Annotated in this window: 20 protein-coding genes and 1 pseudogene; 11 read left to right on the forward strand and 10 right to left on the reverse strand. The window is 62.1% G+C overall.

Translation table 11 applies throughout. The features are described from left to right. The 5 genes from VXJ37_RS06705 to VXJ37_RS06725 all read right to left on the reverse strand — a co-directional run bounded on the left by VXJ37_RS06705 (position 1) and on the right by VXJ37_RS06725 (position 6111). Positions 1 to 1335 (reverse strand): ABC transporter substrate-binding protein, encoded by a 1335-nt coding sequence (locus tag VXJ37_RS06705; protein ID WP_331322273.1) that lies wholly within the window; start codon positions 1333 to 1335, stop codon positions 1 to 3. 62 nt (positions 1336 to 1397) lie between these two features. After that, a complete protein-coding gene (locus tag VXJ37_RS06710) occupies positions 1398 to 2330 on the reverse strand; it encodes a ribokinase (RefSeq protein WP_331322274.1) in 933 nt (310 codons plus the stop codon). A gap of 91 nt (positions 2331 to 2421) precedes the next feature. Continuing rightward, positions 2422 to 3381 (reverse strand): LacI family DNA-binding transcriptional regulator, encoded by a 960-nt coding sequence (locus VXJ37_RS06715; protein WP_331322275.1) that lies wholly within the window; start codon positions 3379 to 3381, stop codon positions 2422 to 2424. A 376-nt stretch (positions 3382 to 3757) separates the two neighbouring features. Continuing rightward, complete coding sequence (locus VXJ37_RS06720; protein WP_331322276.1) at positions 3758 to 5149, reverse strand: MFS transporter; 1392 nt, start codon at positions 5147 to 5149, stop codon at positions 3758 to 3760. A 170-nt stretch (positions 5150 to 5319) separates the two neighbouring features. Further along, on the reverse strand, positions 5320 to 6111 hold the full coding sequence (locus VXJ37_RS06725; RefSeq protein ID WP_331322277.1) for an IclR family transcriptional regulator: 792 nt from the start codon (positions 6109 to 6111) through the stop codon (positions 5320 to 5322). Positions 6112 to 6166: 55 nt separating this feature from the next. Here VXJ37_RS06725 and VXJ37_RS06730 point away from each other — a divergent pair, with 55 nt between their 5' ends. The 5 genes from VXJ37_RS06730 (at position 6167) to VXJ37_RS06750 (ending at position 12141) form a co-directional block, all read left to right on the forward strand. Then, a complete protein-coding gene (locus VXJ37_RS06730; protein WP_331322278.1) occupies positions 6167 to 7216 on the forward strand; it encodes an Ldh family oxidoreductase in 1050 nt (349 codons plus the stop codon). Continuing rightward, positions 7209 to 8477 (forward strand): iron-containing alcohol dehydrogenase, encoded by a 1269-nt coding sequence (locus tag VXJ37_RS06735; protein WP_331322279.1) that lies wholly within the window; start codon positions 7209 to 7211, stop codon positions 8475 to 8477. Before VXJ37_RS06730 ends, VXJ37_RS06735 begins: the two co-directional genes overlap by 8 nt. Continuing rightward, entirely contained in the window at positions 8474 to 9901 is a 1428-nt protein-coding gene (locus tag VXJ37_RS06740) for an NAD-dependent succinate-semialdehyde dehydrogenase (RefSeq protein ID WP_331322280.1), read from the forward strand. Before VXJ37_RS06735 ends, VXJ37_RS06740 begins: the two co-directional genes overlap by 4 nt. 69 nt (positions 9902 to 9970) lie before the next feature. Next, positions 9971 to 11167 carry an enolase C-terminal domain-like protein gene (locus VXJ37_RS06745; RefSeq protein ID WP_331322281.1) on the forward strand — a complete coding sequence of 399 codons (1197 nt, stop codon included), beginning with the start codon at positions 9971 to 9973 and terminating at the stop codon, positions 11165 to 11167. Continuing rightward, positions 11164 to 12141, forward strand: coding sequence for a DUF4862 family protein (locus VXJ37_RS06750; protein WP_331322282.1), 978 nt, complete (start codon positions 11164 to 11166; stop codon positions 12139 to 12141). Before VXJ37_RS06745 ends, VXJ37_RS06750 begins: the two co-directional genes overlap by 4 nt. 724 nt (positions 12142 to 12865) lie before the next feature. Here the strand turns inward: VXJ37_RS06750 and VXJ37_RS06755 are convergent. From VXJ37_RS06755 to VXJ37_RS06770, 4 genes are all read right to left on the reverse strand, one after another. Further along, on the reverse strand, positions 12866 to 13231 hold the full coding sequence (locus tag VXJ37_RS06755; RefSeq protein WP_331322283.1) for a hypothetical protein: 366 nt from the start codon (positions 13229 to 13231) through the stop codon (positions 12866 to 12868). Further along, positions 13228 to 14169 (reverse strand): hypothetical protein, encoded by a 942-nt coding sequence (locus tag VXJ37_RS06760; protein WP_331322284.1) that lies wholly within the window; start codon positions 14167 to 14169, stop codon positions 13228 to 13230. The genes VXJ37_RS06755 and VXJ37_RS06760 overlap by 4 nt, the downstream gene beginning before the upstream one ends. Positions 14170 to 14242: 73 nt before the next feature. Beyond that, complete coding sequence (locus VXJ37_RS06765) at positions 14243 to 15070, reverse strand: citryl-CoA lyase (protein WP_331322285.1); 828 nt, start codon at positions 15068 to 15070, stop codon at positions 14243 to 14245. Continuing rightward, positions 15070 to 16278, reverse strand: coding sequence for a CaiB/BaiF CoA transferase family protein (locus tag VXJ37_RS06770; RefSeq protein WP_331322286.1), 1209 nt, complete (start codon positions 16276 to 16278; stop codon positions 15070 to 15072). The genes VXJ37_RS06765 and VXJ37_RS06770 overlap by 1 nt, the downstream gene beginning before the upstream one ends. Positions 16279 to 16411: 133 nt before the next feature. Here VXJ37_RS06770 and VXJ37_RS06775 point away from each other — a divergent pair, with 133 nt between their 5' ends. The 6 genes and pseudogenes from VXJ37_RS06775 to VXJ37_RS06800 all read left to right on the forward strand — a co-directional run. Further along, positions 16412 to 17215: an IclR family transcriptional regulator domain-containing protein gene (locus tag VXJ37_RS06775; RefSeq protein WP_331322287.1), complete on the forward strand. Its 804-nt coding sequence runs from the start codon at positions 16412 to 16414 to the stop codon at positions 17213 to 17215. 121 nt (positions 17216 to 17336) lie between these two features. Then, entirely contained in the window at positions 17337 to 18974 is a 1638-nt protein-coding gene (gene mhpA, locus VXJ37_RS06780) for a bifunctional 3-(3-hydroxy-phenyl)propionate/3-hydroxycinnamic acid hydroxylase MhpA (RefSeq protein ID WP_331322288.1), read from the forward strand. Next, entirely contained in the window at positions 18971 to 19378 is a 408-nt protein-coding gene (locus tag VXJ37_RS06785; RefSeq protein WP_331322289.1) for a nuclear transport factor 2 family protein, read from the forward strand. Before mhpA ends, VXJ37_RS06785 begins: the two co-directional genes overlap by 4 nt. 95 nt (positions 19379 to 19473) lie before the next feature. Then, on the forward strand, positions 19474 to 20199 hold the full coding sequence (locus VXJ37_RS06790) for an MFS transporter (RefSeq protein WP_331322290.1): 726 nt from the start codon (positions 19474 to 19476) through the stop codon (positions 20197 to 20199). Positions 20200 to 20395: 196 nt separating this feature from the next. Beyond that, positions 20396 to 20599 carry a DDE-type integrase/transposase/recombinase gene (locus VXJ37_RS06795; protein ID WP_331322291.1) on the forward strand — a complete coding sequence of 68 codons (204 nt, stop codon included), beginning with the start codon at positions 20396 to 20398 and terminating at the stop codon, positions 20597 to 20599. Positions 20600 to 21364: 765 nt separating this feature from the next. Further along, a pseudogene (locus VXJ37_RS06800) lies at positions 21365 to 21985 on the forward strand (3-isopropylmalate dehydratase small subunit); the annotation flags it as partial. A 717-nt stretch (positions 21986 to 22702) separates the two neighbouring features. On the opposite strand, the gene VXJ37_RS06805 reads toward VXJ37_RS06800, so the two are convergent. Next, positions 22703 to 24157: a dihydrolipoamide acetyltransferase family protein gene (locus tag VXJ37_RS06805; RefSeq protein WP_331322292.1), complete on the reverse strand. Its 1455-nt coding sequence runs from the start codon at positions 24155 to 24157 to the stop codon at positions 22703 to 22705. Position 24158 lies beyond the last annotated feature (1 nt).

Here is a 24158-nt window from a genome sequence, read left to right on the forward strand (position 1 = left end):
CTACTTCAGGGTCGTTGCAGCTTTGCTGAAGAATTGGTCCACGGCCTGAGTCACGGAAGTCTGACCGAACGCGGCTGCTTGGTACTGGCGCGAAAGCTCGGTGGTCAGGGACTGAAGCCCGTCCGGATAGGTCGTGTGGGTGAGGTCGCCTGACTTCGTTAGATCCTGCAGGGTGGCGACGTTCTGCTTGACAGCGCCCGGTGTGTCCTTGTCCGCGAGAAGCGCCTGTTGGGCCTTGGATGCGGTAAGAATTCCGTTGTCGGATTGGAAGGCGACCCCGGCTTCGGGGCTGTTTGCGAAGAAGCTGATGAACGCCGCTGCCGTACCCGGGTTCTGGCAGTTAGCCGGAATTGACATCCCGTTTGATCCCAACACATTCGCCGACTGCTTTTCGTCCTCGCTGGGGACCGAAATCTGTTTGATTGACGACGGTTTGCCGGCGCCTTGGAGGGCTTTTTCAGTGATCGGGATGTGTGGAATGTCGCGGGTACCGGCAACGGCCTTTCCGACAGCCATCGGAGTCAACTCCAAGGCCCCGTTTTGCTCCGGGATGCTGGCCGTTGGGACGGTAACACCCTGGTTGGTGAGGTCGATCCAGTACTGGAACCACTCCTGCAGCAACTCCTTGCTGAAACCGAGCTTTCCGTCTTTAAACATCTCCTGCCCATGGCCGATGACCCAGGAGGTCAGGCTGAACATGTTGGGAGCTTCAATTTCCGAGGCATAAACGCCTGCCGGGAGAGACTTTTGCAGATTCTTGAGCCACGCTGCGTACTGTTCCCACGTCATGTCATTGGTGGGTGGCTGCAGGCCGGCGGCTTTGACCATCTCCTCGTTGTACGCAACGAGCCGGACGAAGGTCCCGGTTGGGATCATGTACTGCTTGCCGTCAATCTTTCCCGTGTCCAGGACGGACTGCGGAATGTCGGAGGTGTCGATCTTCCCGCTCTTGATCAAATCGTCCAGCGGCATCAGGACCTTATTATTGGCATAGGTGGAGTAGAACGTACTCTGCGTGCCAATAACGCAAGGAAGTTGGCCGCCGGCCGCCCTGACGGTCAGACGCTCGATGTAGGAGTTGTAGTCGGCAACTTCACCGGTCACCTGAGTGCCAGACTGCTGCTTCTGGAACAGATCAATGACCTTGTTTACTTTGTCAGCGCGGGCAGGACTGCCCCAAAACGAGTATGTGATCGCGCCGCCAACTGTGGCCTGTGCAGCGCCGTTTGCTGACGGGCCGGCGTTGCCGCAGCCATTTACCGCAAGTCCAATGGTCATGACAGTCGCGGCCATCATCAGAGAATTACGGCGGCTCGCAAGGTGGGTCTTTTTCAAAGGAATCTCCTCGACATTGAGAGTTCTCGTGCTCGGGTAGTGATAATTGGAAGGGAGGCCGGCTATGCGGCGGGCCCAGCAAACGACTCGCTGAGTTCTTGAAGGGTGGGAAAGGACTGGGCTCCAAGTGACATGACGGTGCGTGCCGCCACAGCGGTAGCCGTGCGCACGGACATAAGCAGGTCGTCACCCTCCGCCAGCCGCGCCGCCAGCACACCGACAAACGCATCACCGGCTCCTGTGGTATCAACGACCACAGGGACCTGCATTGCAGGTACTGCAACAGTGCTGGCACCTTGGGTGACAAGGCTGCCGCGGCCGCCCAGCGTAATCACGCACCAGCACCCATAGGTTTGGGCGATGTGTTCTGCGACTGCGGCAGGGTCCGAAAGTGGGGGCCCGGACTTTGCCAGGCTTGCTGCTTCCCCCTCGTTCACCACGATGAGGTTTGCTTTCGTCAGTGCCTCCTCGCGGAGTTCCCGGAACGGTGCAAGGTTCAGGATGACGAGTGAATCAGCCGCATCACCTGCTACGAGCGCGGCCTCGATCGCTTCCTGTGCGACCTCACCCTGGATGACCAAAACGTCGCCGGCTTCCAGGTCCTCCAAACAATCGAACACGTAGCTGGCCGGCAAATCCGCATTCGCTCCCTGGGCAACGACGATGCAGTTTTCACCTGTTTCGTCGACCAAAACCACCGCCTGTCCAGAAGGCTGCAAACTTCCCTGATAGGTGTGGACTTGTACGCCTTCACCTTCAAGTGCTGTACGCAGTTCACCGGAAGCTGCATCCGAACCTACCGAGCCGACAAACACAGTCGAGGCACCAAATCGGGCGGCTGCCACCGCCTGGTTCGCACCCTTGCCTCCGGTCGCTACCCGGCTCGACACTGCAAGGACAGTTTCCCCGGCCTGCGGCAGAGCCGGGACAGACAGGATGATGTCCTGGTTCACAGAACCAACCACCATCACTTTGTGTTCGGGTACGACGGGCATCCTTGCTCCACTTCGTCAATCAACTCGTGTTGAACACATACATATCAACACGAGTTGACTCCGGTGGCAAGAGTTTTTTCGGAAGATTTTTTTAGTGGCCGCAAGACTCTCGAAGGGCCAGCTCAAAGCCGACATTGTTTACTCGCCGCACCGGGCCGGCGTCCTTCAAGAGGACGGTTCTGATCGCGTCCTGCGCAATATCGTGGACGGGTTGCACGACGGACGTCAGAGACGGAACGGAAAATTGGCCGAGGTCGGTTCCCTCGAGGGAAACGAGGGCCACATCCTCTGGAATCCTCAGGCCCAGATCTTTGATCGCCCGGATGAACCCGGAGGCCTGGGCGTCGGACTCTACGACAAAAGCAGAAGCACGATCTTTGCCGCCCATGGCTTGCCGGGCGGCCAAATAACCGCCGGCCCGCGTAGGTGGGGCTGTCACAACCCAGCCGGCGTTATGTTCCAGACCGGAATCATCGTATGCGATTGACCATCCGTTCAAGCGCCGGCGGGAAGCACTGATCGGGCCGGTTCCCACAAATCCGACCCTCTTGTGACCGTCGGCAATCAAGTGCTCCGTGGCGGCACGTGCACTCTCCACAGCGAACTCAGGCCGGTCTACGACCACGACGGGGGTGCCCAGCTGTTCCAGCAAGGACATGTCCCGGTCCGGATCAATGCTCATGAGAATGATTCCATCGACTCGGCGCTCCGCGAGGCTTTCCAAGTGCGTTTCCTCCCTGGCGAGATCGAATTCACTGGTGGCAATCAGCAGTTGATGGCCGTGCTCGAAAGCGCAGGCATTAAGTTCCCTGGTAACTTCTGCAAAATATGGAAGCCCGATTTCTGGCAGAACCAGGCCAATCGAATCCGTCTTGCCGGTTTTCAAATATCTCGCAACGCCATCCCGGCGATATCCCAGTTCTTCGATGGCAGCCTCGATCCGGGCGCGCGCATGATCCGACACGGGCCGGGGGCCACCGTTGAGAACGTAAGAAACAAGCCCTGGGGACACTCCGGCCTTTCGGGCCACGTCGTTGCGGGTAACAGTCATATCCAGACCATACGGCAACTATCGGGAACAGGGATCAGCCATAGAACCTAGCGGTCTTCTGCAAAGTCGCCGACCCGGCCGCTTGCAATGACGACGATTTTGTCCATGACTTCGACGTCGCCGCTTTATTCGAGCGAATGCCGGTTCAAGATTCGAGGATCCATGGTGTGGTCTTCCTTTCCCTATGCCGTTGTGTGGGCATGAGTCGGAACCGGATAGTGCCGCGGTGCTGCCCGGGGCTTATGTCCGGTGGCCTGTTGCGGGTCGAGCTGGACCGAACCTTGGTTCTCGCGGTGATGGGGGTCCCTGCCGGGACCCCCATCGCACAAGGCCATCTGGCCGGGCGGAACAGGTACTGCCGATCCCTCTGGGGCGCCTACTTCGAAGCCATAACCGGCTGTGCAGCGTGCTGGTGGGGTTTGAGCGATTTGAACATTCGGGGGAGGGCTGCCGTGAGCAGGGCGGCGAGGATAAGGATTCCGCCCATGAGGTAGCTGGGCAGCGTGTAGTCCCCGGTGGCGTCTTTCAGTGCACCGAACACGGTGGGGGCGACGAAGCCGCCGAGGTTGCCGAGGGAGTTGATCAGGCCGAAAGCGGTGGCGGCGGCAGCGCCGGTGAGGAAGTATCCGGGGATTTGGTAAAACGGTGCGCTCTGGGCGCTCAATCCAATGGTGGCTACGCAGATGGAGATCATGATGAGGATGGGCTGGTGGAATGCTGCGGAGGCGCAGATGCCGACGGCGCCCAGGATGGCGGGGACGGTGGCGTGCCAGTAGCGTTCACCGGTCTTGTCTGAGTGGCGTGCCCAGAGGATTGCCGGGACGACGGCGGCAACGGCCGGGATTGCGACCATCAGGCTTACCTGGAAGGTGGACATCTTGATGCCGGCCTGGGTCTGGAACGCGACCACCATGAGGGGGAGGAAGAATGCGAGGGCGTACTGGCCGAATTTCAGGCAGAAGTAGATGAAGGAGAGCATGAGGACGCGGATGTCGCCCATCGATCGGAAGACACCCCTGACCGAGTGGCCGGATTCCACCAAAGCGTGTTCTGCCGCGATCGAACCTTCGAGCCAGTCCCGTTCGCGGGTGGTCAGCCAGGTGGCGTCGGCAGGCCGGTCTACAAGTTTGAAGAGGCACAGGACGCCCACGAGCATGGCCGGGACACCTTCGATGACGAACATTGCCCGCCAGGATTCGATACCGAAGTAGTGGTCCGGTGTGAGCAGTAGTCCTGTGAGGGGGGAGCCGAAAATGGTCGAGAGCGTGCCGCCCAGGACGAACAGCGACAGCATTGTTCCGCGGTATTCCTTGGGCACCCAGAGCGTGAAGTAGAGGATGACGCCGGGGTAGAACCCGGCTTCGGCGACGCCCAGGAGAATACGGAGGATGTAGAGGCTTGCTTCGCTGTTAACGAAGCCGGTTGCTGCGGCGACGGCGCCCCAGGTGATCATGATGCGTGCCAGCCATTTGCGTGCACCGACCTTGTATTGGATGAGGTTGCTGGGGACTTCGAAGACGGCGTAGCCGACGAACAGCAGTCCGGATGCCAGGCCGAAGGCGGCGGTGGTCAGTCCCAGGGCCTGGTTCATCTGCAACGCGGCAAGGCCGATGTTGGTTTTTTCCAGTGAGTTGAAAAAGTAGGCTACTGCGAGGATCGGCACCAGGCGCAAAGTTACTTTGCGGATGGTGGCGCGTTTCTCGGCGGCCGAAAATTCCGATAACGGCGACGCCTGGGCGCCGGTCGCCGTACTGCGTATGTCAGTCACGGTCACTCCTTTGTGTCGTGGCCCACAAAAGGGCCGGTACGTAATTGAATACGCCCTTCCCGCATTGGACGGGAGCTCGCATCCCGGATAGCGGGACGTTTCATGCAGGCGTCCCGGTATCCGGGCCGGGCAGCCGTCTCCGGGTGTCCCGCTAGTGGCTGAGCTGAGTGTCAGGCAACGGTTGAGCGTCGGGGCCGTTTGGCGGTTCCGATTGCGCTGCTGAGGGCCATCGCAGTGGCCAGTACGGCCGGCGCGTAGCGTTTGGCGATGGCCAGTTCGGTGGCGCCGGTTACTGATATGGCTCCTGCGACGGGTCCGCCCTGGCCGTTGAAGACCGGGGCGCTGACACAGAAGAGCCCCAGCCGGGACTCCTCGACGTCGTAGGCCACCCTCTCGGCGCGCACCGTGGCCAGCTCCCTGCGCAATTCCGCGGGATCCGTGACGGTCTTTTCGGTCTGCTGCAGCAGCGGGCCGCTCAGGACGGATTCTACGAATTCGGGATCGCTGAAGGCCAGGATCGCCTTTCCCAACGCGGTGGCGTGCATGGTGGCGCGGCCGCCGACGCGTGAGTGCGGAACTTTCAGGGTCCTGGTGGTGATCTTTTCGATGTAGAGCACCTCGTTCCCCTCGCGGATGGCGATGTTGCTGGTGAGCTTGGTGACTTCGTTGAGGTTGTGCGCGAACGGGAGCGCCAGGTCACGCAGCGTGCTCGACGACGGTACGAGGGAGCCGAGCTCGAAAAGCCGCACGCCCAGGCTGACTCCGTTGGCGCCGCGTTCCAGGGCACCCCAGCTGATCAGGTCCAGGATCAGCCGGTGCGTCGTGGACTTGGGCACACCTGACCGGCGGGCGATTTCACTGATGCTGAGTACCTGGTCGGGTGCGGTGAACAAATCGAGCAGCGCGAGGCCGCGGGACAATGACGACGCGGAACCGGCGTCCTGCTCTGCGGGACGGGGCATGGGAGGCCGCCTTTCCTGTGTGGATGATCTTAGGAGTTATACAGAGGAGGGATCAGTGAAAACAAGCGCCAAGGAAAGTGCCTCCGACGCAATTGTCGTACCGAGCGACAATCTCAGGAAGGTCATCAGTGATGCTTTGACGGCGAACGGGGCATCGAGGCCCAACGCCGACGTCCAGGCCGAAAATCTGGTCGAGGGAGAGTTGCGCGGACACGCCTCCCACGGCATCAGGCGGCTGGCCGTGCTGGTCGAACGGATGCGCCGCGGCCTCATCGTCGCCGACGCGGAGCCCCACCTGGAGTGGGTGGCTCCCAGCGTCCTTCGGGTTGACGGGAACCGGGGTTTCGGGCCGGTCGTGGCCTACCGGGCCATCAGTGAAGTAGTTGCCAGGGCCGAAGAAACCGGGATAGCGATGGCTGCTATTTCGAACTCAAGCCACATCGGGATGCTGGCACCGTACGTTGAGTCGATCGCCCGGCTGGGGCAGGTGGCCGTGCTCCTGACCACCAGCGAAGCACTGGTGCACGCCTGGGGTGGCAGGGGCGCGAGCGTTGGGACCAATCCAATTGGCATCGGGGTCCCGACAGCACGTAATCCGCTTGTCCTGGACATGTCAACAGCTTCCGTGTCGATGGGGAAGATCATTGATTACGCGGCCACGGGCAGGCCGCTCCAGCCGGGATGGGCGGTCGACGCGCTGGGCAGGCCAACCACCGATGCGCCAGCAGCAGTCCAAGGTGCGCTCTCGCCCTTTGGCGGGCCCAAGGGATACGCCCTCGGGATCGCGCTCGAAGCACTGGTGGGCACCGTGACAGCCACCGCGTTCGGCACGAACGTGGTGGGAACCCTCGACACCCAGTTCCCCGCCACGAAGGGCGACCTCCTGATCAGCGTGAGCCTGGAAAGGCTCGGCCTGATGGGCATGCTGCCCGCCTTGACCGACTATTTGGACCATGTCAGGGACAGCGGCGTATCAGGCCCGGCAGATGTTCCGGGCGACCGGGCCCGGCGCACCCGTGACGGCCGCGCCGCAACCGGTGTGCCGATTGATGACGAAGTATGGGCTCTTGCCCTTAAATACGCGGAAGGACTTTCCCATGACTGACATTTCCAATTCCTTCGGGCTGCTGAGGCTTCCCGACTCGATTGCTTTCGGCGATGGCAGCCGTGCGGGTATTGCCCGGACCGTTGCTTCCCTGGGTAACCGTGCACTGGTGGTTTGCGATCCGTTCCTGTCCACGACGGAGGCGTTCACAACGTTGCTGGCCGAACTCGAAGCCCTGAACGTGACGGTCACGGTCGACACGCAGGTCGTTCCCGAACTTCCGGTCACCGTGGTCGAGGACGCGATCGAACGGGCCAAGACCAGCACCCCGGAGGTCATTGTTGGGTTCGGGGGCGGCAGCGCCCTGGACCTGGCCAAACTCATCGCCCTGGGCCTGGCGCACGGAACCCCACTCAACCGCTTCTACGGCGAAAACCAGGTCCCCGGACCGGTAATCCCGCTCGTCGCCGTGCCCACGACATCGGGCACGGGCAGCGAGGTCACCCCGGTCGCGGTACTCGCCGATCCCGACCGTGAACTGAAGGTCGGCATCTCAAGCCCCTACCTGATCCCGAGGGCTGCCGTGGTGGACCCATGGCTCATGGTTGGTGCCCCAGCCGCTGTCACGGCCAGCGCCGGCGCAGATGCACTGGTCCACGCCATCGAGGCCTACACCGCCAACAACCACGCACCGGAGTGGGCCGGCCAATTGCCGGTCTTCGTCGGCGAGAACCTGCTCAGCTCAACCCTGGCCTTGGAGGCGATCCGGCTGATCGGACTGTCACTTCGCGATGCGGTCAGAGACGGCGAAGACTTTGAAGCCCGCTCCCGCATGGCATACGCTAGCCTGCTGGCGGGTATGGCATTCGGCACCGCGGGCACCCACCTGTCCCACGCGATCCAGTACCCCGTAGGCGCCCTGACCCACACCCCTCACGGGCTGGGCACGGGCATGCTGCTGCCCTATGTCATGCAGGCGCTGCTGCCCACGGGTGCCCACCGCCTCGCCGACGTCGCCGGTGCCCTCGGTGTTGCCGCAACCTCCGTCGAAGAATCCGCACAAAATGCGATCGATGAGGTCGCCGCCATCATGGCGGACATTGGCCTCCCCACGGACCTGGCCGCCATCGGCGTCACCGAACCGGACCTTCCCCGCGTTGTGGAGCTGTCCCTGACAGTACGGCGGCTGGTCACAAACTCCGTCATTGACCCCACGGAGGAGAACCTCCACCGCATCGTCCGGGCCGCCTTCAACGGCGACCGCACCGCTCTCAAACCCCTTCCCGCCACCGCCTCGAACGAAAGCGAAACGAGCAAGTGAACCACATATCCGACCTCTTTATCGACGGCCGCTGGACCCCCGGATCCACCGGCGAAAGATTCCCCGTCATCGACCCCGCAACAGGTGCCGAACTGGCGTCCTTCGCCATCGCCGACGAAACCGACTGTGACGCCGCCGTCGACGCCGCTGCCGCGGCGTTACCGGCCTGGTCCGCCACGGCGCCCAGAGTACGCGGGGAGATCCTCCGGCGCGCTTTTGAGATCCTTACCGAGGAAAAGGAACAGCTGGCCGAGACCATCGTGCTCGAAAACGGCAAGTCCTACGCGGACGCCATGGGCGAGGCGTCCTACGCGATCGAGTTCTTCCGCTGGTTCGCCGAGGAAGCCGTCCGCGTCCGCGGCGACTTCCGCCTCTCGCCCAGCGGGGACAAGCACATCGTCGTCACCCACCAGCCCATCGGCGTCGCGCTCCTCATCACCCCCTGGAATTTCCCCGCCGCCATGGCAACACGGAAGATCGCACCCGCTCTCGCTGCAGGGTGCACCGTGATCCTCAAGCCCGCCCGCGAGACACCGCTCACCGCGGCGTTCGTCGTCGACGCCCTCCGCCGCGCCGGTGTCCCGGACGGGGTCGTTAACCTCGTCACGCCCGTCCCGACCGGGCCCGCCGTCGCGCGGATGCTCCACCATCCGGACGTCCGCAAGATCAGCTTCACCGGCTCCACCGAAGTGGGCCGCGTCCTGCTGCACGAGGCCGCCGACAACGTGGTCAGTGCCTCCATGGAGCTGGGCGGCAACGCGCCCTTCATCATCCTCCCAGGCGCCGACCTCAAAGCAGCCGTCGAAGGGGCCCTGATCGCCAAGATGCGCAACGGCGGCTCGGCCTGCACAGCCGCCAACCGCTTCTACGTCCACTCCTCGCTGGCCACGGAATTCGCAGAGCGCATGGCCACCGAACTCGCCACCTGGCGCGTCGGTCCCGGCTCGGACCGGGCCAACCAGCTCGGGGCACTGGTCTCCGTCCACGAACGCGACAAGGTCGCCGAACTCGTCAGCGGCGCCGTCCAAGCGGGGGCGCGGCTACTCACCGGAGGCGAATCCTCCGAACAAGGAGCTTTCTACGCACCGACAGTGCTCACCGGCGTTAGGCACGACAGCACCATCACCCAGAGCGAAATCTTCGGGCCGGTAACCTCAATCATTGAATACGACGACGTCGACGACGCGGTACGGATGGCCAACGACACCATCTACGGACTTATCGCCTACGTCTACGGCGAACAAGCGCCGGCTCTCGCCGTCGCGCAGCGGATCGACGCAGGAATGGTAGCCGTGAACCGGGCCGTCCTCAGCGATCCCGCCGCCCCGTTCGGCGGAATGAAGCAAAGCGGACTCGGCAGGGAAGGAAGCTCCGAAGGAATCCTCGAGTTCCTCGAAGAAAAATACATCGGAATCGACCTCTAGGCACAGGCACGCCCGTGCAGAATCGTGTTCAAGGGATTCTGCATCTGACCAGATTTGAAAGGCCTTTTCATGATCCAGGCAAAAATTTCCTCGGTCCGAATGATCGAGCTGTCGGCTCTGCTCCCGGTAGAGGCTACGGACCGCGGATTCCCGCCGCAGTCACGACCCATCAGCGTCTACACGCAGTACCACCCAGCTGAGGGATGGCCGCCTCCCTCGACTCCCCACCGTAAGACCTCGCTCTACCTCGAAATCGGCACCACCGCTGGCATCACGGGTCGCTACGGCCCCATCGACCAGGAAGCAGTCGCACCCCTGCAGGAGGGCATGGCCGCCTCCATCCTTGGCCTCGATGCCCTCGCTAACAACTTTGTCTGGGACATGCTCCAACGGGGAAACCGGCACTCCCGCCACGGCAACCGCAAGATCGCCATCAGTGCCATCGACAACGCCCTGTGGGACCTGCGGGGCCGCCTCCTCGGGGTGCCCGTGTGGCAGCTGCTTGGAGGATCCGGGCGCACGCGCATTTCCGCTTACGCCAGCACCCTCGGAACCTTCCACGGGGAAGGCGAAGTCGAAGAAACAGCCGCTCGTCTCCTCGACGAAGGCTACACCGCCCAAAAATGGTTCTTCGCTGACGGCCCCGCCCAAGGCGCCGAAGGAATGGAACGCAACGTAGCCCTCGTGGAACGAACCCGTGCAACAGTCGGGTACCGGTCCGAGCTGATGTTCGACGCCTTCATGAGCTGGGACCCCACCTACGCCCGCCGCTGGTCCGCGCGCGTCGAACAGCTCCACCCAGACTGGCTCGAGGAGCCCTTCCCCACCGGCGCCATCGAATCATTCGCGCAATTGCGCGCCACTACCTCAATCCCGCTCGCCACCGGCGAACACCTGTACGACCGCCACGACATCCTTCCCTTCCTCCAGCGCGGACTGCTCAGCGTCCTGCAGGTCGACCCTGAATGGTGCGGAGGCGTCACCGACCTGGTCAAAATGTGCTCCCTTGCCGAAACATTCGGCGTCCATGTCATCCCGCACGGCCACGGCATCCACGCAGCCCTCCACGTCGTCGCCAGCCAATCCCCGGAAACCTGCCCCCGCGTCGAATACCTCTTCCACCACATGCCCGAACGGCACTACTTCGAGGTGGACACCCCCGCCCCGGTCGGCGGAAGCTTTGCCCTGCCCACACGCCCGGGTTTCGGTATCGAGTTCGCCCAGGACCGGATCAAAGAGTCGCGCGACGTCTTCTCAGCAGGATGAACAGTGATGATTGGGGCCGGGGCAGCGGAGCGCCGGGCGTCGTGTATTCCGCCTACAATGCCGCGCCTGCAGGGCTCACGGCGGACGAAGCGGCTGAAGACCTCTGGTATGCGGCCCTCAGGTCGGAGTCCCGCATCGGTGGGCTGGAGCTCCCAGTCCTTAACGGCGAACTTCACCCCCAGGGATTGGACAGGCTGGTGAGCTTGCTCGACCCGGCCTGGTCCAACACCGTCAGCGCGATGTCGGTGACCCTCGCCGCGTCCACGGTGGACCCCTGGTACGGCCTCGCGTCTACTGAGGATACCGGCCGCCGGCGTGCCCTGGACGACATCACTTCTGCCCACGAGGAGACGCTGCGCCTGCAGCAACGGCTGGGGTCACACTCCGTGCGGGCATTCGCTCTGCAATCTGCCCCGCTCGCAGACCGATCCAGCGTGGGAGCCTTCACCGACTCCCTTCAAGAAATCGCCGGCTGGGACTGGGGCAATATCGAACTGCTCGTTGAGCACTCGGACGCGCGCATTCCAGGCCAGAAGCCGCAGAAAGGCTACCTCGCCCTTGCCGACGAAATAGCGGCTGTGCAATCAGTCACGGACTCCGGGGCTCGTCGAATCCGGCACCTGCTCAACTGGGGCAGATCAGCCATTGAAGGTCGAAGCCCAACCACCCCCGGCGAGCACATTGACACACTCGGGGCAGCGCTGGGCGCATTCACCTTCTCCGGAGCTGGGCCCACCGCCAGCAGCCGCAGCACCGCATGGGAGGACGTGCACCTAGGCCTCGCCACAGACGAACCGGCGTCACTGCTCACCAAAGACGGTATACGAAGAGCTGTGGAGAAGCTTCCGAAGGGACTGTCCTTCCTGGGGATCAAAGCAGGTGCGCCCGCCGGCTCCCGCGGCCTGGACCGTCTCCAACTCGGCCTATCCATGCTCGCAGCCGTGACCGACGTTATCCCTCAAAACGGGCCCTGAGCACGTCGAATCGAGCATCACTGCTGTCCTGGGATCTTACGTGCCTGCTTTAGGGGCTCATCCGTCCGGCGGACGCTAGCGCACCGGACAGCCTTGCGTCGGTGGTGCGCCTATTTCCTCCCCCAATCCATTCGCTGCTTGCCTTTCGGGTTGCCCCGGCTCCGTCGGGCACAGCTACGCGATGCTTCTCCAGCAGGCAAACATGGTGGGGAGAGGGACGCCGGTACGTCAGGCATACCCCGCGCGAGCGAAACCGAGCATGTTCTTTTACTGGAGCTCCGGGAAGTCCGGCGGCCCGGACGACCTCCCCGCGCCGCCGCCCACCTGCCCCGACGCGAACCGGAAACCCCTACCCCGGCTGGACTCCTAGAGTGTTTGCGTTTACCGGCTACGCCCCCAAATCCGTTGACAACATCATTAAGATTCCCTTTGAATCTGGGAGAGTGGTCGTAAGGACCCCGGTCGGGCGACGGGACTCGAATGCCCTAATCAGCGGGTCGTGCTGGAGGGTAGGGTCGATGTCGTCCAGCCCGTTCATCAGGCGCCAGCGCGTGTCATAGTCGAGTGCACATGGGAAGCTGAGCGACCCCATCGTTAGAGTGCGTGACTCCAGGTCCACACAGAGCGCTGTGCAGGCTGCGTTTCGATGCTGTCTCACAGCTGGAGCACGGCAGGAACTCCGGTGCCTTCTATGACAGTGAGGGCTTTGATGGGCATTTGGGATCTAAAGCGCTACGGAGGGGTAGTCGCGGCCGAGCCAGTGGTTCAGTTTCCTGGCGAATTCTTGCTGGAAGGATAGGGGACCGTGTTCCTTGGTGTAGTCCTCCTCGAAGATGGCGATGAAGAGGGTGAGGGAGAGGAAGAAGTGGGCGCCGTTTTCGAACAGCCAGACGTAGTCGTAGTTGGTCAGTGCCTGGCGTTCCTCATCGGTGAAGGAGACCCATGAGGTCTTCTCGACGTCGTTGAGCCAGATACCGGCTTCTTTCTCCCAGTCTTCGAGAGCGCGCGCAGCGTCTTCCTTGTAGCGGGTGACCCAGCGCGGGTCCCGGTCCACGGTATACAGGAACTTGTTGACGTAGTACTTGCTCATGCTGTGACACCTTCCTTGGCGGTGACCGGGCCAGCGGTTCCGCCGGAGACCGCCGCTGCATGCTCCGCGGCGGCTGCCTGCTTTTCGGTCTTGTTGGGGTACCAGGTCATGAACATTTCCCGTGTGTGGTACAGGTCCAGCTGGTCAACGTAGTCGGCGTTTTCGGGACCGGCGATCCCCATCATGAGGATCAGGTCCATAAAGCCGTGGGTTGCGTTCCCGGACCCGGACATGGACTCGTGCGTCACATTTTCGAGGATGGCTTCGATATTGCCGGTGGACAGCCATTCGATGGCTTGCCGGTCGAACTCGGGGTCCGGTCCGTGTTCACCGAACTGGCGGGGGCCGCCGAGTTCGAGGGAGAGATGACCGGTTCCGATCGCGGCAATCTTTTTGTCTGTGGGGTATTCGTCGATGACTGAGCGGATTGCGCGTCCGAGGTCCCAGAACCGCTTGGGTGAGGGCAGCGGCGGGGCAAAGATATTCGTGTAGATCGGGATGACGGGAAGGTCGGCGTCCGGGCGGACGGTGATGATGGGGCAGATGATGGAGTGGTCAATCTTCAGTTCATGGCTGAAGGAGAAGTCAAAGCCGCGCTCCATCAGTCCCCTGTGCATGAAATCGGAAAATGGAACGTCCCCATCGAGTACGTACTTGGGGATGCCGAATTCGCGTTCTTCGTTGTAGAAGGTCGCGTCGTATTTTTCCTGCTTGCCGATCAGGAAGGTCGGGTAGTTGTCCAGGAAGAATTGGTGGAAGTGGTCGGCGCCGACCATGACCAGGATGTCGGGCTCGGCCGCTGTGAGGGTCTCGCGGTACGCCTCGACTTTGCGCTTCCATTCATCCGCCTGCGGGGTGCGTTCTTCGGGCGGGGCGGTGGTGGCCTTGAGGTAGAACGGGTGGTGGGTGCTGGCCAGTACGGCTGTCAGATCAGCCATCGGATTCTCCTTCGACTTGGCGGGGCCGCTGCATTGCGGCCCGGGGGCTGGCTTGGCCTTCCGGCCTGGGTTGTTAGCTTGTTGCCGGGGCGGCGGTGTCAGGGTCAACGTAGACGGCGTTGCGGTCCACCGCCATGTAGACATCCATGCCGATGGGGTTCCGTCGTTCTTCGGCGATTTGCCCCAGCAGACCGGCGGCCCGGGCCAGGAGGGCGAAGCCCCTGAGTAGGTCGGTGGGCAATCCCAAGTCAGCCAGGGCGGCACCGCATACGCCGGCGCCGTTGAGGGGCAACTTCCGACCTAGAGCCTTTTCGCTCATGCGGCCAATGGCTTCGAAGAGACGAAGGTGAGGCCCGCGCTGGTCTTCTTCTTCGGCGATGCGCAGCAGAGTCGGGGTGCGTGGGTCGCCGTCCTTATGGTTCGGGTGGCCAAGTCCTGGGACGAACTTCCCGGCTTCCCGCTGGCTGGTGATGGCGGCAAAGGCCATCTCATCCCAGCCATCATCGGAGTCCGGCAGCTGGCCCTCGTGCGCGGCCAGGGTCGCTGCGAGGAACTGTCCGCAGTCCTCGGTGACGCCCAGGAAGCGTGACCCCCCTCCAAGCAGGCCGGCGGCGATGGCGCCCTGGAGCGAATCGGGGGCGCTGAGGTATGTCAGGCGGGCTGCGATGGCCGTGGGGGTGAAGCCGTGGTCTGCCAGGGCGACAAGGACCGATTCGAACACGCGCAGTTCACCGGGGGTGGGCCGGCGCATGGCGACAAGCCAGAAGGCCAGCTCACCGAAACTGACCTTCCCCATCAGGTCCGCTGCGAGGTCGTGGCCCAGCAGCCGGATTTCCGTAGCGGTGGACGTACCAAGAGAGGTGGGAAAGTTCAAGACCCGGGTCTCTGCTGTCGTCGTCATCATGCTCCCTTGGATGCGTTCGTAGGTACCGCGGAGGCGGCCAGCCACGCGCGGACTTCTTCAGTGTGTTCGCCCAGTTCCGGGGGTGCCAGATCGTAGCGGGCGGGGGTTTGGGAAAAGGTGATCGGATTTCGGACGCCGGGTACGGTCTTCGTGCCGCTGCCGACTTGGACCACCGGTTCCAGCCCCAGCAATTGCGCGTATTCCACGCCCTGCTTGATTGTGTTGATGGGCCCGTTGGCGATGCCTGCCTCGTTCAGTTTGTTAAACCAGTACTCCGCGGTCTGGGTTTTCAGCCGTTCCACCAGCAGTGGGCGCAGCTCTTCCCGCCGTTGGGTCCTGTTGGAGTTCTCGGCGAACCGCTCATCATCGGCAAGTTTCGGGACGCCAAGAACCTGGCACAGTTTCCGGAACTGGGCATTATTGCCAGCAGTGACGATCAGATCGTCGTCGGCGGTGGGAAGCGCTTCATAAGGAAACAGGCTGGGGTGGGCATTGCCCATCCGGAACGGGGTAACCCCGCCGGCGACGTAGGCGGACGTCTGGTTAACCAGCCCGCTCATAGCTGAGGCCATTAGGCTAGTCTCGATGTTCTGACCTTGGCCGGTGCGGTCACGGTGGTGCAGCGCAGCAAGGATGCCGATGGTTGAATGCAGCCCGGCCATGACGTCGAAAACACTGATACCTGCCCGGTACGGCTGCCCGTCAGGATCACCGGTAAGGCTCATGAGCCCGGACATTGCCTGAACGATGAGATCGTAACCGGGCAGGGAGGCGCCTTCGGCGGTCCCGAAGCCGCTGATGGAACAGTAAATAACTGCCTCGTTGCGCTCCCGCACCGAATGGTAGTCCAGTCCAAAGCGCCTTAGCCCGCCGGGCTTGAAGTTTTCGATGACGACGTCGGCCCTTGCCGCGAGCTCTTTGGCAGCCGCCAAGTCGTCGTCGTTTTTCAGGTCGAGAACGACAGATTTCTTGTTCCGGTTGATCGCCGAGTAATACGTGGACACGCCGTCCGGGCGGACAGGGGGAACCCAAGAGCGAGTGTCATCGCCGGCCGGGCTCTCCACCTTGATAACTTCGGCCCCCATGTCCGCCAGCAACATGGTGGCGTATGGGCCGGCGAGCACACGCGAGAAGTCCGCGATGACGATCCCGTCGAGGGGTCGGGCCGGTGCCTTGACGGCTTCCGTCCCGGAGTGGCTGATCACAGGTAGTTCCTTTCGGGGTCACAATCATATTGTCCGTTGTGCGGACACTCGTCCGAAAATGGGATATTTATAGAATGAAGGCTCTGGCGCAGACGTGTCAAGAGTTACGGGGACGCATAAGAGGAGAACTTGAATGGCGCAGCGAGGCGTAGGTCCGGAATTCATCGAGGCGCTGGCGCGGGGCCTGGACGTATTGCGCTGCTTTTCGCCGGAGCAGCCGCGCATGAGCCTGAGTCAGGTGGCTCAGGCGGCAGACCTGGCGCGACCCACCGCCCGAAGAATCCTTCTAACGCTGGAGGAGCTCGGTTATGTCCGGGGGGTTAACGGCACGTTCGCCCTGATGCCGAAAGTTCTGGAGCTTGGCATGGCCTACATTGGCGCGCTCGGTCTTTGGGACATGGCCCGGCCACACCTGGAAGACCTGGTCCACCGCACCGGCGAATCGTCTTCGATGGCTCAACTCGACGGGTCTGACATCATCTACGTGGCGCGCGTCGCCGTGCCCAAGCTCATCGCGCTCCGCGTGGATGTTGGCACGCGATTCCCCGCCATGCGCACGTCCCAAGGCAAGGTACTCCTGGCGGCGCTGCCGCCCGAGGAGGCGTTGAAGGTGCTGGCCCAGCCCTCCCGCTCCGGGCTCCCGGAAACCGGGGAGATGGAACCGGGGCGCGTCCTGACGATTCTAGACGAGGTCAGGACCCAGGGCTGGGCGCTGGCCGACGAGGAACTCGCGCCCGGCGTACGCTCCATTTCCGTAGGGGTCACGGATGGGGAGAACATCGTCCGGGCCTCAATGAACGTCACCGTGCACGCCCAGGAAACCAGCTTGGAGAAGCTCACCGGCGAATACCTACCCCTGCTCCGAGATGCCGCCCTGGCCGCGGGACGTGACTGGGCCCGGTGGCAGTCCCGCCCAGTGAAGTCCCTCAAGGTCTAGGACTGCATCTCCCAGCCCCTCCCCACTGTGGCGCTTGACACCCGCGGTGGGCTCTGTCACCATCATCTCAGAACATCGTACATGTGTCCGCCTGGCGGACAATTCAGGAGATGAAGCTAGCATGAGTTACCAACAGGGCAACGACGCCCCCGCCTTCGAAGCCCCCAACTCTGTCGACGGCGAATATGACGTCATTCTCGTTGGATATGGGCCCGTCGGCCGTCTGCTGGCACTGAAATTGGGTTTTCGAGGCCACCGGGTAGCGGTCATTGAGCGCCAGGAACGGGTCTACCCGCTTCCCCGCGCGGTGCACTTCGATGATGAAATCGGACGCATCTTCCAGTCTGTGGGCGCCGCCCCGGACACCATGTCCCACGTCGTCGAGCCCTACGATGACTTTTATGAGTGGCGCAACGCGGCCAATCAAACGATCCTGCACCTTGACTGGCGCGGTGCAGGACCGTCGGGCTGGAACGTCAGCAACTTCTTCCACCAGCCCGGCATGGAAAACTTCCTCGACGACAAGGTGATGGCCTTGGACACCGTCACGGTCCTGCGGGGTTGGGAAGCTATCACCCATGCAGAATTCGAAGACAGCGTCCACCTTCAGGTACGTAACTCCGCCGACGAACGCATGACCCTCAGCGCCCGCTATGTCATTGGCTCTGACGGGGCCAACAGCAAGGTACGGGACTGGATCGGCACCCCGATGAGCGACCTCGGGTACTTCCACGACTGGCTCGTCGTTGACCTGATCCCTTCCACTCCCCTGGAGATAAGCCCTCCGGCTTCCCAGTTCTGCGACCCGGCTCGGCCCACTACCGTCGTGCCCGGAGGCCCTGGCCGGCGGCGCTTCGAATTCATGCGCCTCGAACACGAGACCAAAGAAGAGCTCAACACCGAATCCCGGGCGTGGGAACTACTCAAGAACTGGGGGGTGACATCAGAGACCGCCACGATGGAACGGCACACCGTTTACACGTTCCAGGCCCGCTGGTGTGACCAGTGGAGGCGAGGCCGGCTGCTGCTGGCTGGCGACTCCGCCCACCTGATGCCGCCCTTCGCCGGACAGGGAATGTGCTCGGGCCTGCGGGACGTCGCCAACCTGGAATGGAAGCTGGACCTCGTCCTCCGCGGCCTGGTACCCGACAGCATCCTGGACACTTATGGTCCCGAGCGCTCCGAACACGTCCGCCACTTCATCGACCGCTCCATGCAACTCGGTGAAGTTATTTGCCTCACCGATGAAGAGGCTGTAGCCAACCGGGACGCCGCCATGGCGAAAGACATTTCCGATGGCACCTCCATGCCTCCCCGTCCCCTTCCAAGGCTCGGCGCCGGCCTGCATCGCGATGACGCAGGAGGCGGAACACTCTCGATCCAGGCGCCTGTACGAACAGATTCGGGACAGGCACTCTTCGATAACGTCTTTGGTTCCTCGGGCACACTGTTGCTGCGCAACGAGGCCGACCGGGGCCGGCTAACGTCAGAGGACATTAAAGACCTGGAAAGTTTGGGGTTCGCTGTCATCGGTTTCGGCCCGTCCCGAGCAGACGTGGTGGCAGTAGACAGCACCGGAGCCTACGGGGAATGGTTTGATTCCCTGGGCGCGGACGCAGTTCTCGTACGCCCGGACTTCTATATCTTCGGTGTTGCCAGAACAGAAGACCTGGCAACACTTGTCCATGACTTTTTTACGGCAACGGGCGGGACCCACGCCTCAGAAAGCCGCCAGGGCCTTAGCACCGCAGCGCTGTGACTAAGAACCCGGCCTCCGGGCAGACGACCAGTGTCCACGACGCCATCGCGAACACCCTCGCCGCCTACACCAAAGCCATGGACGACCAGGACCCGGAGGCCGCGGCACAGCTCCTCGCCACGGCAGACCTGCATTTCAAAGACACCCCCCCTCTGCACGGGAGAGCCGACATCGGCGCCTTCTACGCCTCTGCTTTTCCAAACCCATCCCGCACGCGGCACATCATCTCGAACCTGATGACCACCCCCGGGCAGGATGCCACCCATTACAGCGCCATCTACCAGCGATGGTCCGTGGCTGATCCCATGACACCCGTCTGTGAAGCCTTCGGCCATTACACCGGACGCTTCACCCACACCGAAGCCGGCCTGATCTGGGTCGAGCACCGAGTCCTCACCACCTGACGATAAGCGGCGCAACGAAGTGCCCAACCGACATGTAGGACCGACTGAGAGCCTCCTCACACCAGCAAGCGACCCGCCGCTGCGTGCGACCGTTGTTGTCCAACAACGCTGTGGTCATCATCTGCATGCTCGTCACAGTCATGGAAGGCTACAATCTCATCGTCTTCGGCGCAGTCGTTCCGCTCCTGCTGCAGGACAAGGGCATGGGTATTGACGAACAAACGACCGGCATCGTCGGCGGAATCGTCTACATCGGGGCCCTCACCGGGATCCTGCTGGGCAACAGCCTCGCTGACCGGATCGGCCGCCACAAAGTCATGACTGCCTCAGCCGCAATCTTCGCCATCGGCGCAGTCGCAGCCGCCCTTGCCCCCAACCCCGGACTCGTGGGCGTCGCCCGATTCGTCACCGGCATCGGTGTAGGCGGAGCCATCACGACAGCCATGACTCTGGCCCGCAACCATGCACCCCAGGGCCGCGCCAGCCTTGTCATGAACGTTTGGCTCGCCAAAGCCATGAAAGGACTCGGCTTCGACCTGACAACCGCGCTGCTGTTCGTCTTTGCCCTCACCGGAGCCGCTGTACTGGGCTCATTCGTTGCGGGCGCGGCGCCCGATGATCCGGTGGATCCTGCGAAATACAAGGTCTTGGAGACCCGGCTGCGTGAGCCGGAGAGGGAGAACGATTTCCTGAAAGAGAGTTTCGGCTTTCTTCGCCAGAGAACAACGGTAGAGGACTTGTACCGCCCTGTTCAGGAGCAGAACGCAGACTTCCCTGTGGCCTGGATGTGCAGGCAGTTGCAGCTTCCGCGGGCCACGTAACACCGATGGCTCCACGCGGAGGGGACCCCGACAGCGCTCCACCGTCGGGAGCTGACGGATCAGCGAAGACTGTCTTCGAGGCCTCCGACGGGATCTTCGGCCACCGCATGGTGCACACCAAACTGGTCGCCGCCGGCATCGAGGTGTCGGTGGGCACAGTGGCGGGAATCATGGTCGAGAACGGGTGGACGGCCAAATGCACGCTTTCAAGGGCACCACCATCCCGTCGAATCCGGATAAGGTCTTCGCAGACCTCATCGGCCGGGACTTCACATCAGAAGCTCCCGGGACACGGCTCGTCGCGGACGTCACCTACCTACGCACCAATGAGAGCTGGCTCTACCTGGCTACCGCCATCGATCTGTGCACCCGGATAGTCGTCGGCTGGGCAATTACGTAGCACATGCGTGCCTCGTTGGTTACCGGGGCTCTGAAGTGGCCGGGGACCGGGCCACTTCAGAGCCGACGCCATTTTTCACAGCGACGGCGGGACGCAGTACACATCCCGCGGACTGGGCGCCTGGTGCGCCGGGAACAGTGTCCGGCAGTCCATGGGCGCCACCGGGTTGTGCTGGGACAATGCCGTGGCGGAATCGCTGTTCTCATCGGTGAAAAACGAGTTTTAACATCACCACAGCTTCGCCACCCGGCAAGACGCCAGACGGGCACAATGCGCTACATCGAAGTGTTCTACAACCGCTGGCGTCCCCACACCCACAACGAGGGCTTGCCACCAGCGGCGGCAATGGCCAACTTCACTACAACAAACCGGCAGGTTCCCGCTGCAGCCTGACCGAAAAGAAACTACCCGATCGTCTCACATCCTTGACACACCTCAAGTCTTCAGGGCGCAAGGTAGACGATATGTAGCAGGAAGTGGCCGGCCGTGGGAAAAGACGTCGGCATCTGGCGCAACGAGGTCGAGAAGACTTCTTGGCTGGCCTGCCGAGGAGCGCAATGCACTGGTCAACTACGACAACGTCTGGTTGTTCGAAAACGGCGCTTACTTCTTCTTTCGCTGACACTCTTCGTCACTGTCTTTGAAGAGGACTACAACCAGAGAACATGGTTCCCTGTCCTTCCAGAAGGAATTTGCCAGGAAGCTGGACCACTGGCTGGGCAAGGACTACCCCTCCGTGGCTCTCTAAGGCGCCAGCGGATTCCAATCCGGGCCGTCACTGTCATCGGGGGAACGGGTTTTCCCCTGCGGCGTAGCAATATAGACACCGATCAGACCATCCTGGCGGTCTATATGAAACGGATCACTCGGACCGGCTTTGAAGATTGTCCCTTCGCCGACTGGCGAAGGGACCCGGAACTCGAGCTAAACCGGCCCGAATACGCCGGGACCACGATTCTCCTCCCAGGCCCAGGCCCAGGCCCGGGCTTTGGGATAGGGTCCTCATTGGACGCCGTTTGGGCCATGATTGACTTCGGTTTCCATCCGGTCGTTTCGCCCAGATCCGCCGACATCTTTCGCGGTAATGCAGGCAAAGTCGGCCTTCTCGCAGGCCCAGGTAAGCGAGAAGCCGTCCTCCAGTTATGGGACGCAGTCGAAGTGAACCGATTGGCGGAACTTACCCTCGACTTGGACCGCCGGGCGCTCACTGCAGGAGATCTCAGCGTTGACTTTGCACTCGACGACGACACCAGGTGGCGGTTGATGAACGGACTGGACGACATCAATCCGACGCTCATCGATCAAGGGATGATCACCGCCTTTGAGCATCGCGGCCCGTCTCGGCTGCCATCCACCCTTCCCGTCCAGGGAGCGGCACAACAACAGAAACCTCACACGATGACACAGAGGAGACAAATAGCCAAACCATGGCCCCCTAACGCCCGAGCAGGTCACCCGGTCCACTCACTACGGCTTCCGCCGGTCCGTCGTGGCCAATTGGTCCCAACTCATCCCGGGCGAGCACGTGTTACTGCTCGGTACCGGAAACCCACCGGCCCGGCTTTCCGGTACCGTCGGCGACGTAGCTCCTGACGGCTCCCTCCTTTTGGCTCCTGGCCGATGACCTGGGCGAACGCCGCCTGTACTCTGAAAGCGACGGATAATACAGGCTTGTCGATCCGAACTTATCGCCATAGAACAGGATTGGCCGATCAGACGCACCGCCCAACGAAACAACAACTGGTGACGGCTGGTGCTCGCCGCAGCCACCCCGGGGTGCCGTGAAGAACAGAGCCACTCACTTGAAATCTTCGTGGTACTGCCTTTTGCTAGAGCGAGGAAGTTTGCGTTCGGGTTTGAGCGCTTTCCGATTTTGTTGAACTAGCTGCGGCGACTTGGCGTGTCAGGGCAGACGGTCGGCACAGGGTAGATGCCGAACCTGACATCCACCCGCGGTCGCGCAGTTGGGCAAGGTCACCAACGGGGTATTCCGCCTGAGCGAGCGGGAGACGGCCCTCGACTGGCCTGAAACCGCCCTGTTGAGGGCACCGCTCTGTTGTGGGACGGGGGTGATTTGGGTCTACCCTTGGTGGCGGCTCCGGATTAAAGGTCGGCCAATGCTGAGGAGGGATTTTCTACAGCGTCGGCTACGTATCGTAGGAATCCTCCCGCCGTTCCGCCGTCACAAACGCGGTGGTCAAATACAAGTGTCAGCTGAACGATTTTGCGGACGGCTAGTTCTCCGTTGAAGACCCAGGGCTTGTCGATGATACGACCCACGCCGAGTATGGCGGCTTCGGGGTAGTTGATGATCGCGGCCGACCCGTCAACACCGAAAACGCCGTAATTGTTTAGGGTAAAGGTGCCACTGCCGAGTTCCGCAGGTGAGGCTTTTCCTTCGCGTGCTACTTTGCTGAGGCGCCTGATTTCGGTATTGAGTTGCCGGGCGCTGAGTCTGTCGGCATTGCGGATGGACGGAACTACGAGGCCCCTGTCAGTTTGTGCGGCAAACCCAAGGTTTATCCCGCTAAAACCTATAATCTCCTTTAGATCGCTGTCTTCCGCTTCCCGGACGCTTTGGAATCGTGTATTTAGCTCCGGGTACTTCTTGAGACCGGAGACGACGAATCGGGCGATGAACGCAAGCAAACCAGGGGTGTCGTCGGCATTCTCACCCTTCATAGCAGCCCGGAGTTCTAGTAGTGCAGTGGTATCAACGTCGACCCAGACAGTTGCCTCAGGAATTTCTGCTCGGCTGCGGGTCATATTCGCTGCCACAGCTTTACGTACGCCCTTGACCTGCGTCCTTGTTGCAATTGATAGGCCGGTTCTGGGGTCCAAGTCTGTACCACCGAGGTCATGGTTCACGACGGTCGCTAGTGTTGTTGCCGCAAGAGCCCCATTGGTTCGCTCCGAATCCGGGACGGTTTGCGGGGATGTCGCTGATATGGCCGCTTCCACGTCTCGGCGTGTTATCAAACCCGCAGTTCCAGTTCCAGTTCCGTGAATTGAATTGAGATCAACTCCGTTTTCTCGAGCCAGCCTACGCACGAGGGGAGAACTTACGACGCCGGGTTGTCGCTGCGTGGTCGGGGCTGTGGGTTGTGCAGACGGGTTAGCAGCAACAGTATTAGTTGCGGCTCGGCGTGGCCGGTTGCGGCGTGATTGACCGTGCCCTCCGGGAGTGCCATAGCCGATCAGGACGTTGCCGGAACCGGACTTTTCTTCGTCCCGGTGGGCGGTTGCTGCAGCATCTGCGGCCGGTACGGTGTTTTCCTTGGCTGAAGAAATGCTGGCAGGAACACCCGCAGTTCCGGCGGTCTTCACGGAGATTAGGGGCTTGCCCACGTCGAGGGTCTGGCCTGGCTCGCCATGCAGGACGGCCACAGTTCCGGCGTAGGGCGACGGCACTTCAACCATCGACTTCGCGGTTTCTACTTCTGCTATCGGCTGGTCGACGCAGATTTCGTCACCGACGGATACGAGCCAGGTGACCAGCTCCGCTTCGGTGAGGCCCTCGCCCAGGTCGGGGAGGAGAAATACGTTTGGTTCACTCATA

Origin of the sequence: Pseudarthrobacter phenanthrenivorans (assembly GCF_036455295.1) — a bacterium.
GTDB lineage: Bacteria > Actinomycetota > Actinomycetes > Actinomycetales > Micrococcaceae > Arthrobacter > Arthrobacter phenanthrenivorans_C.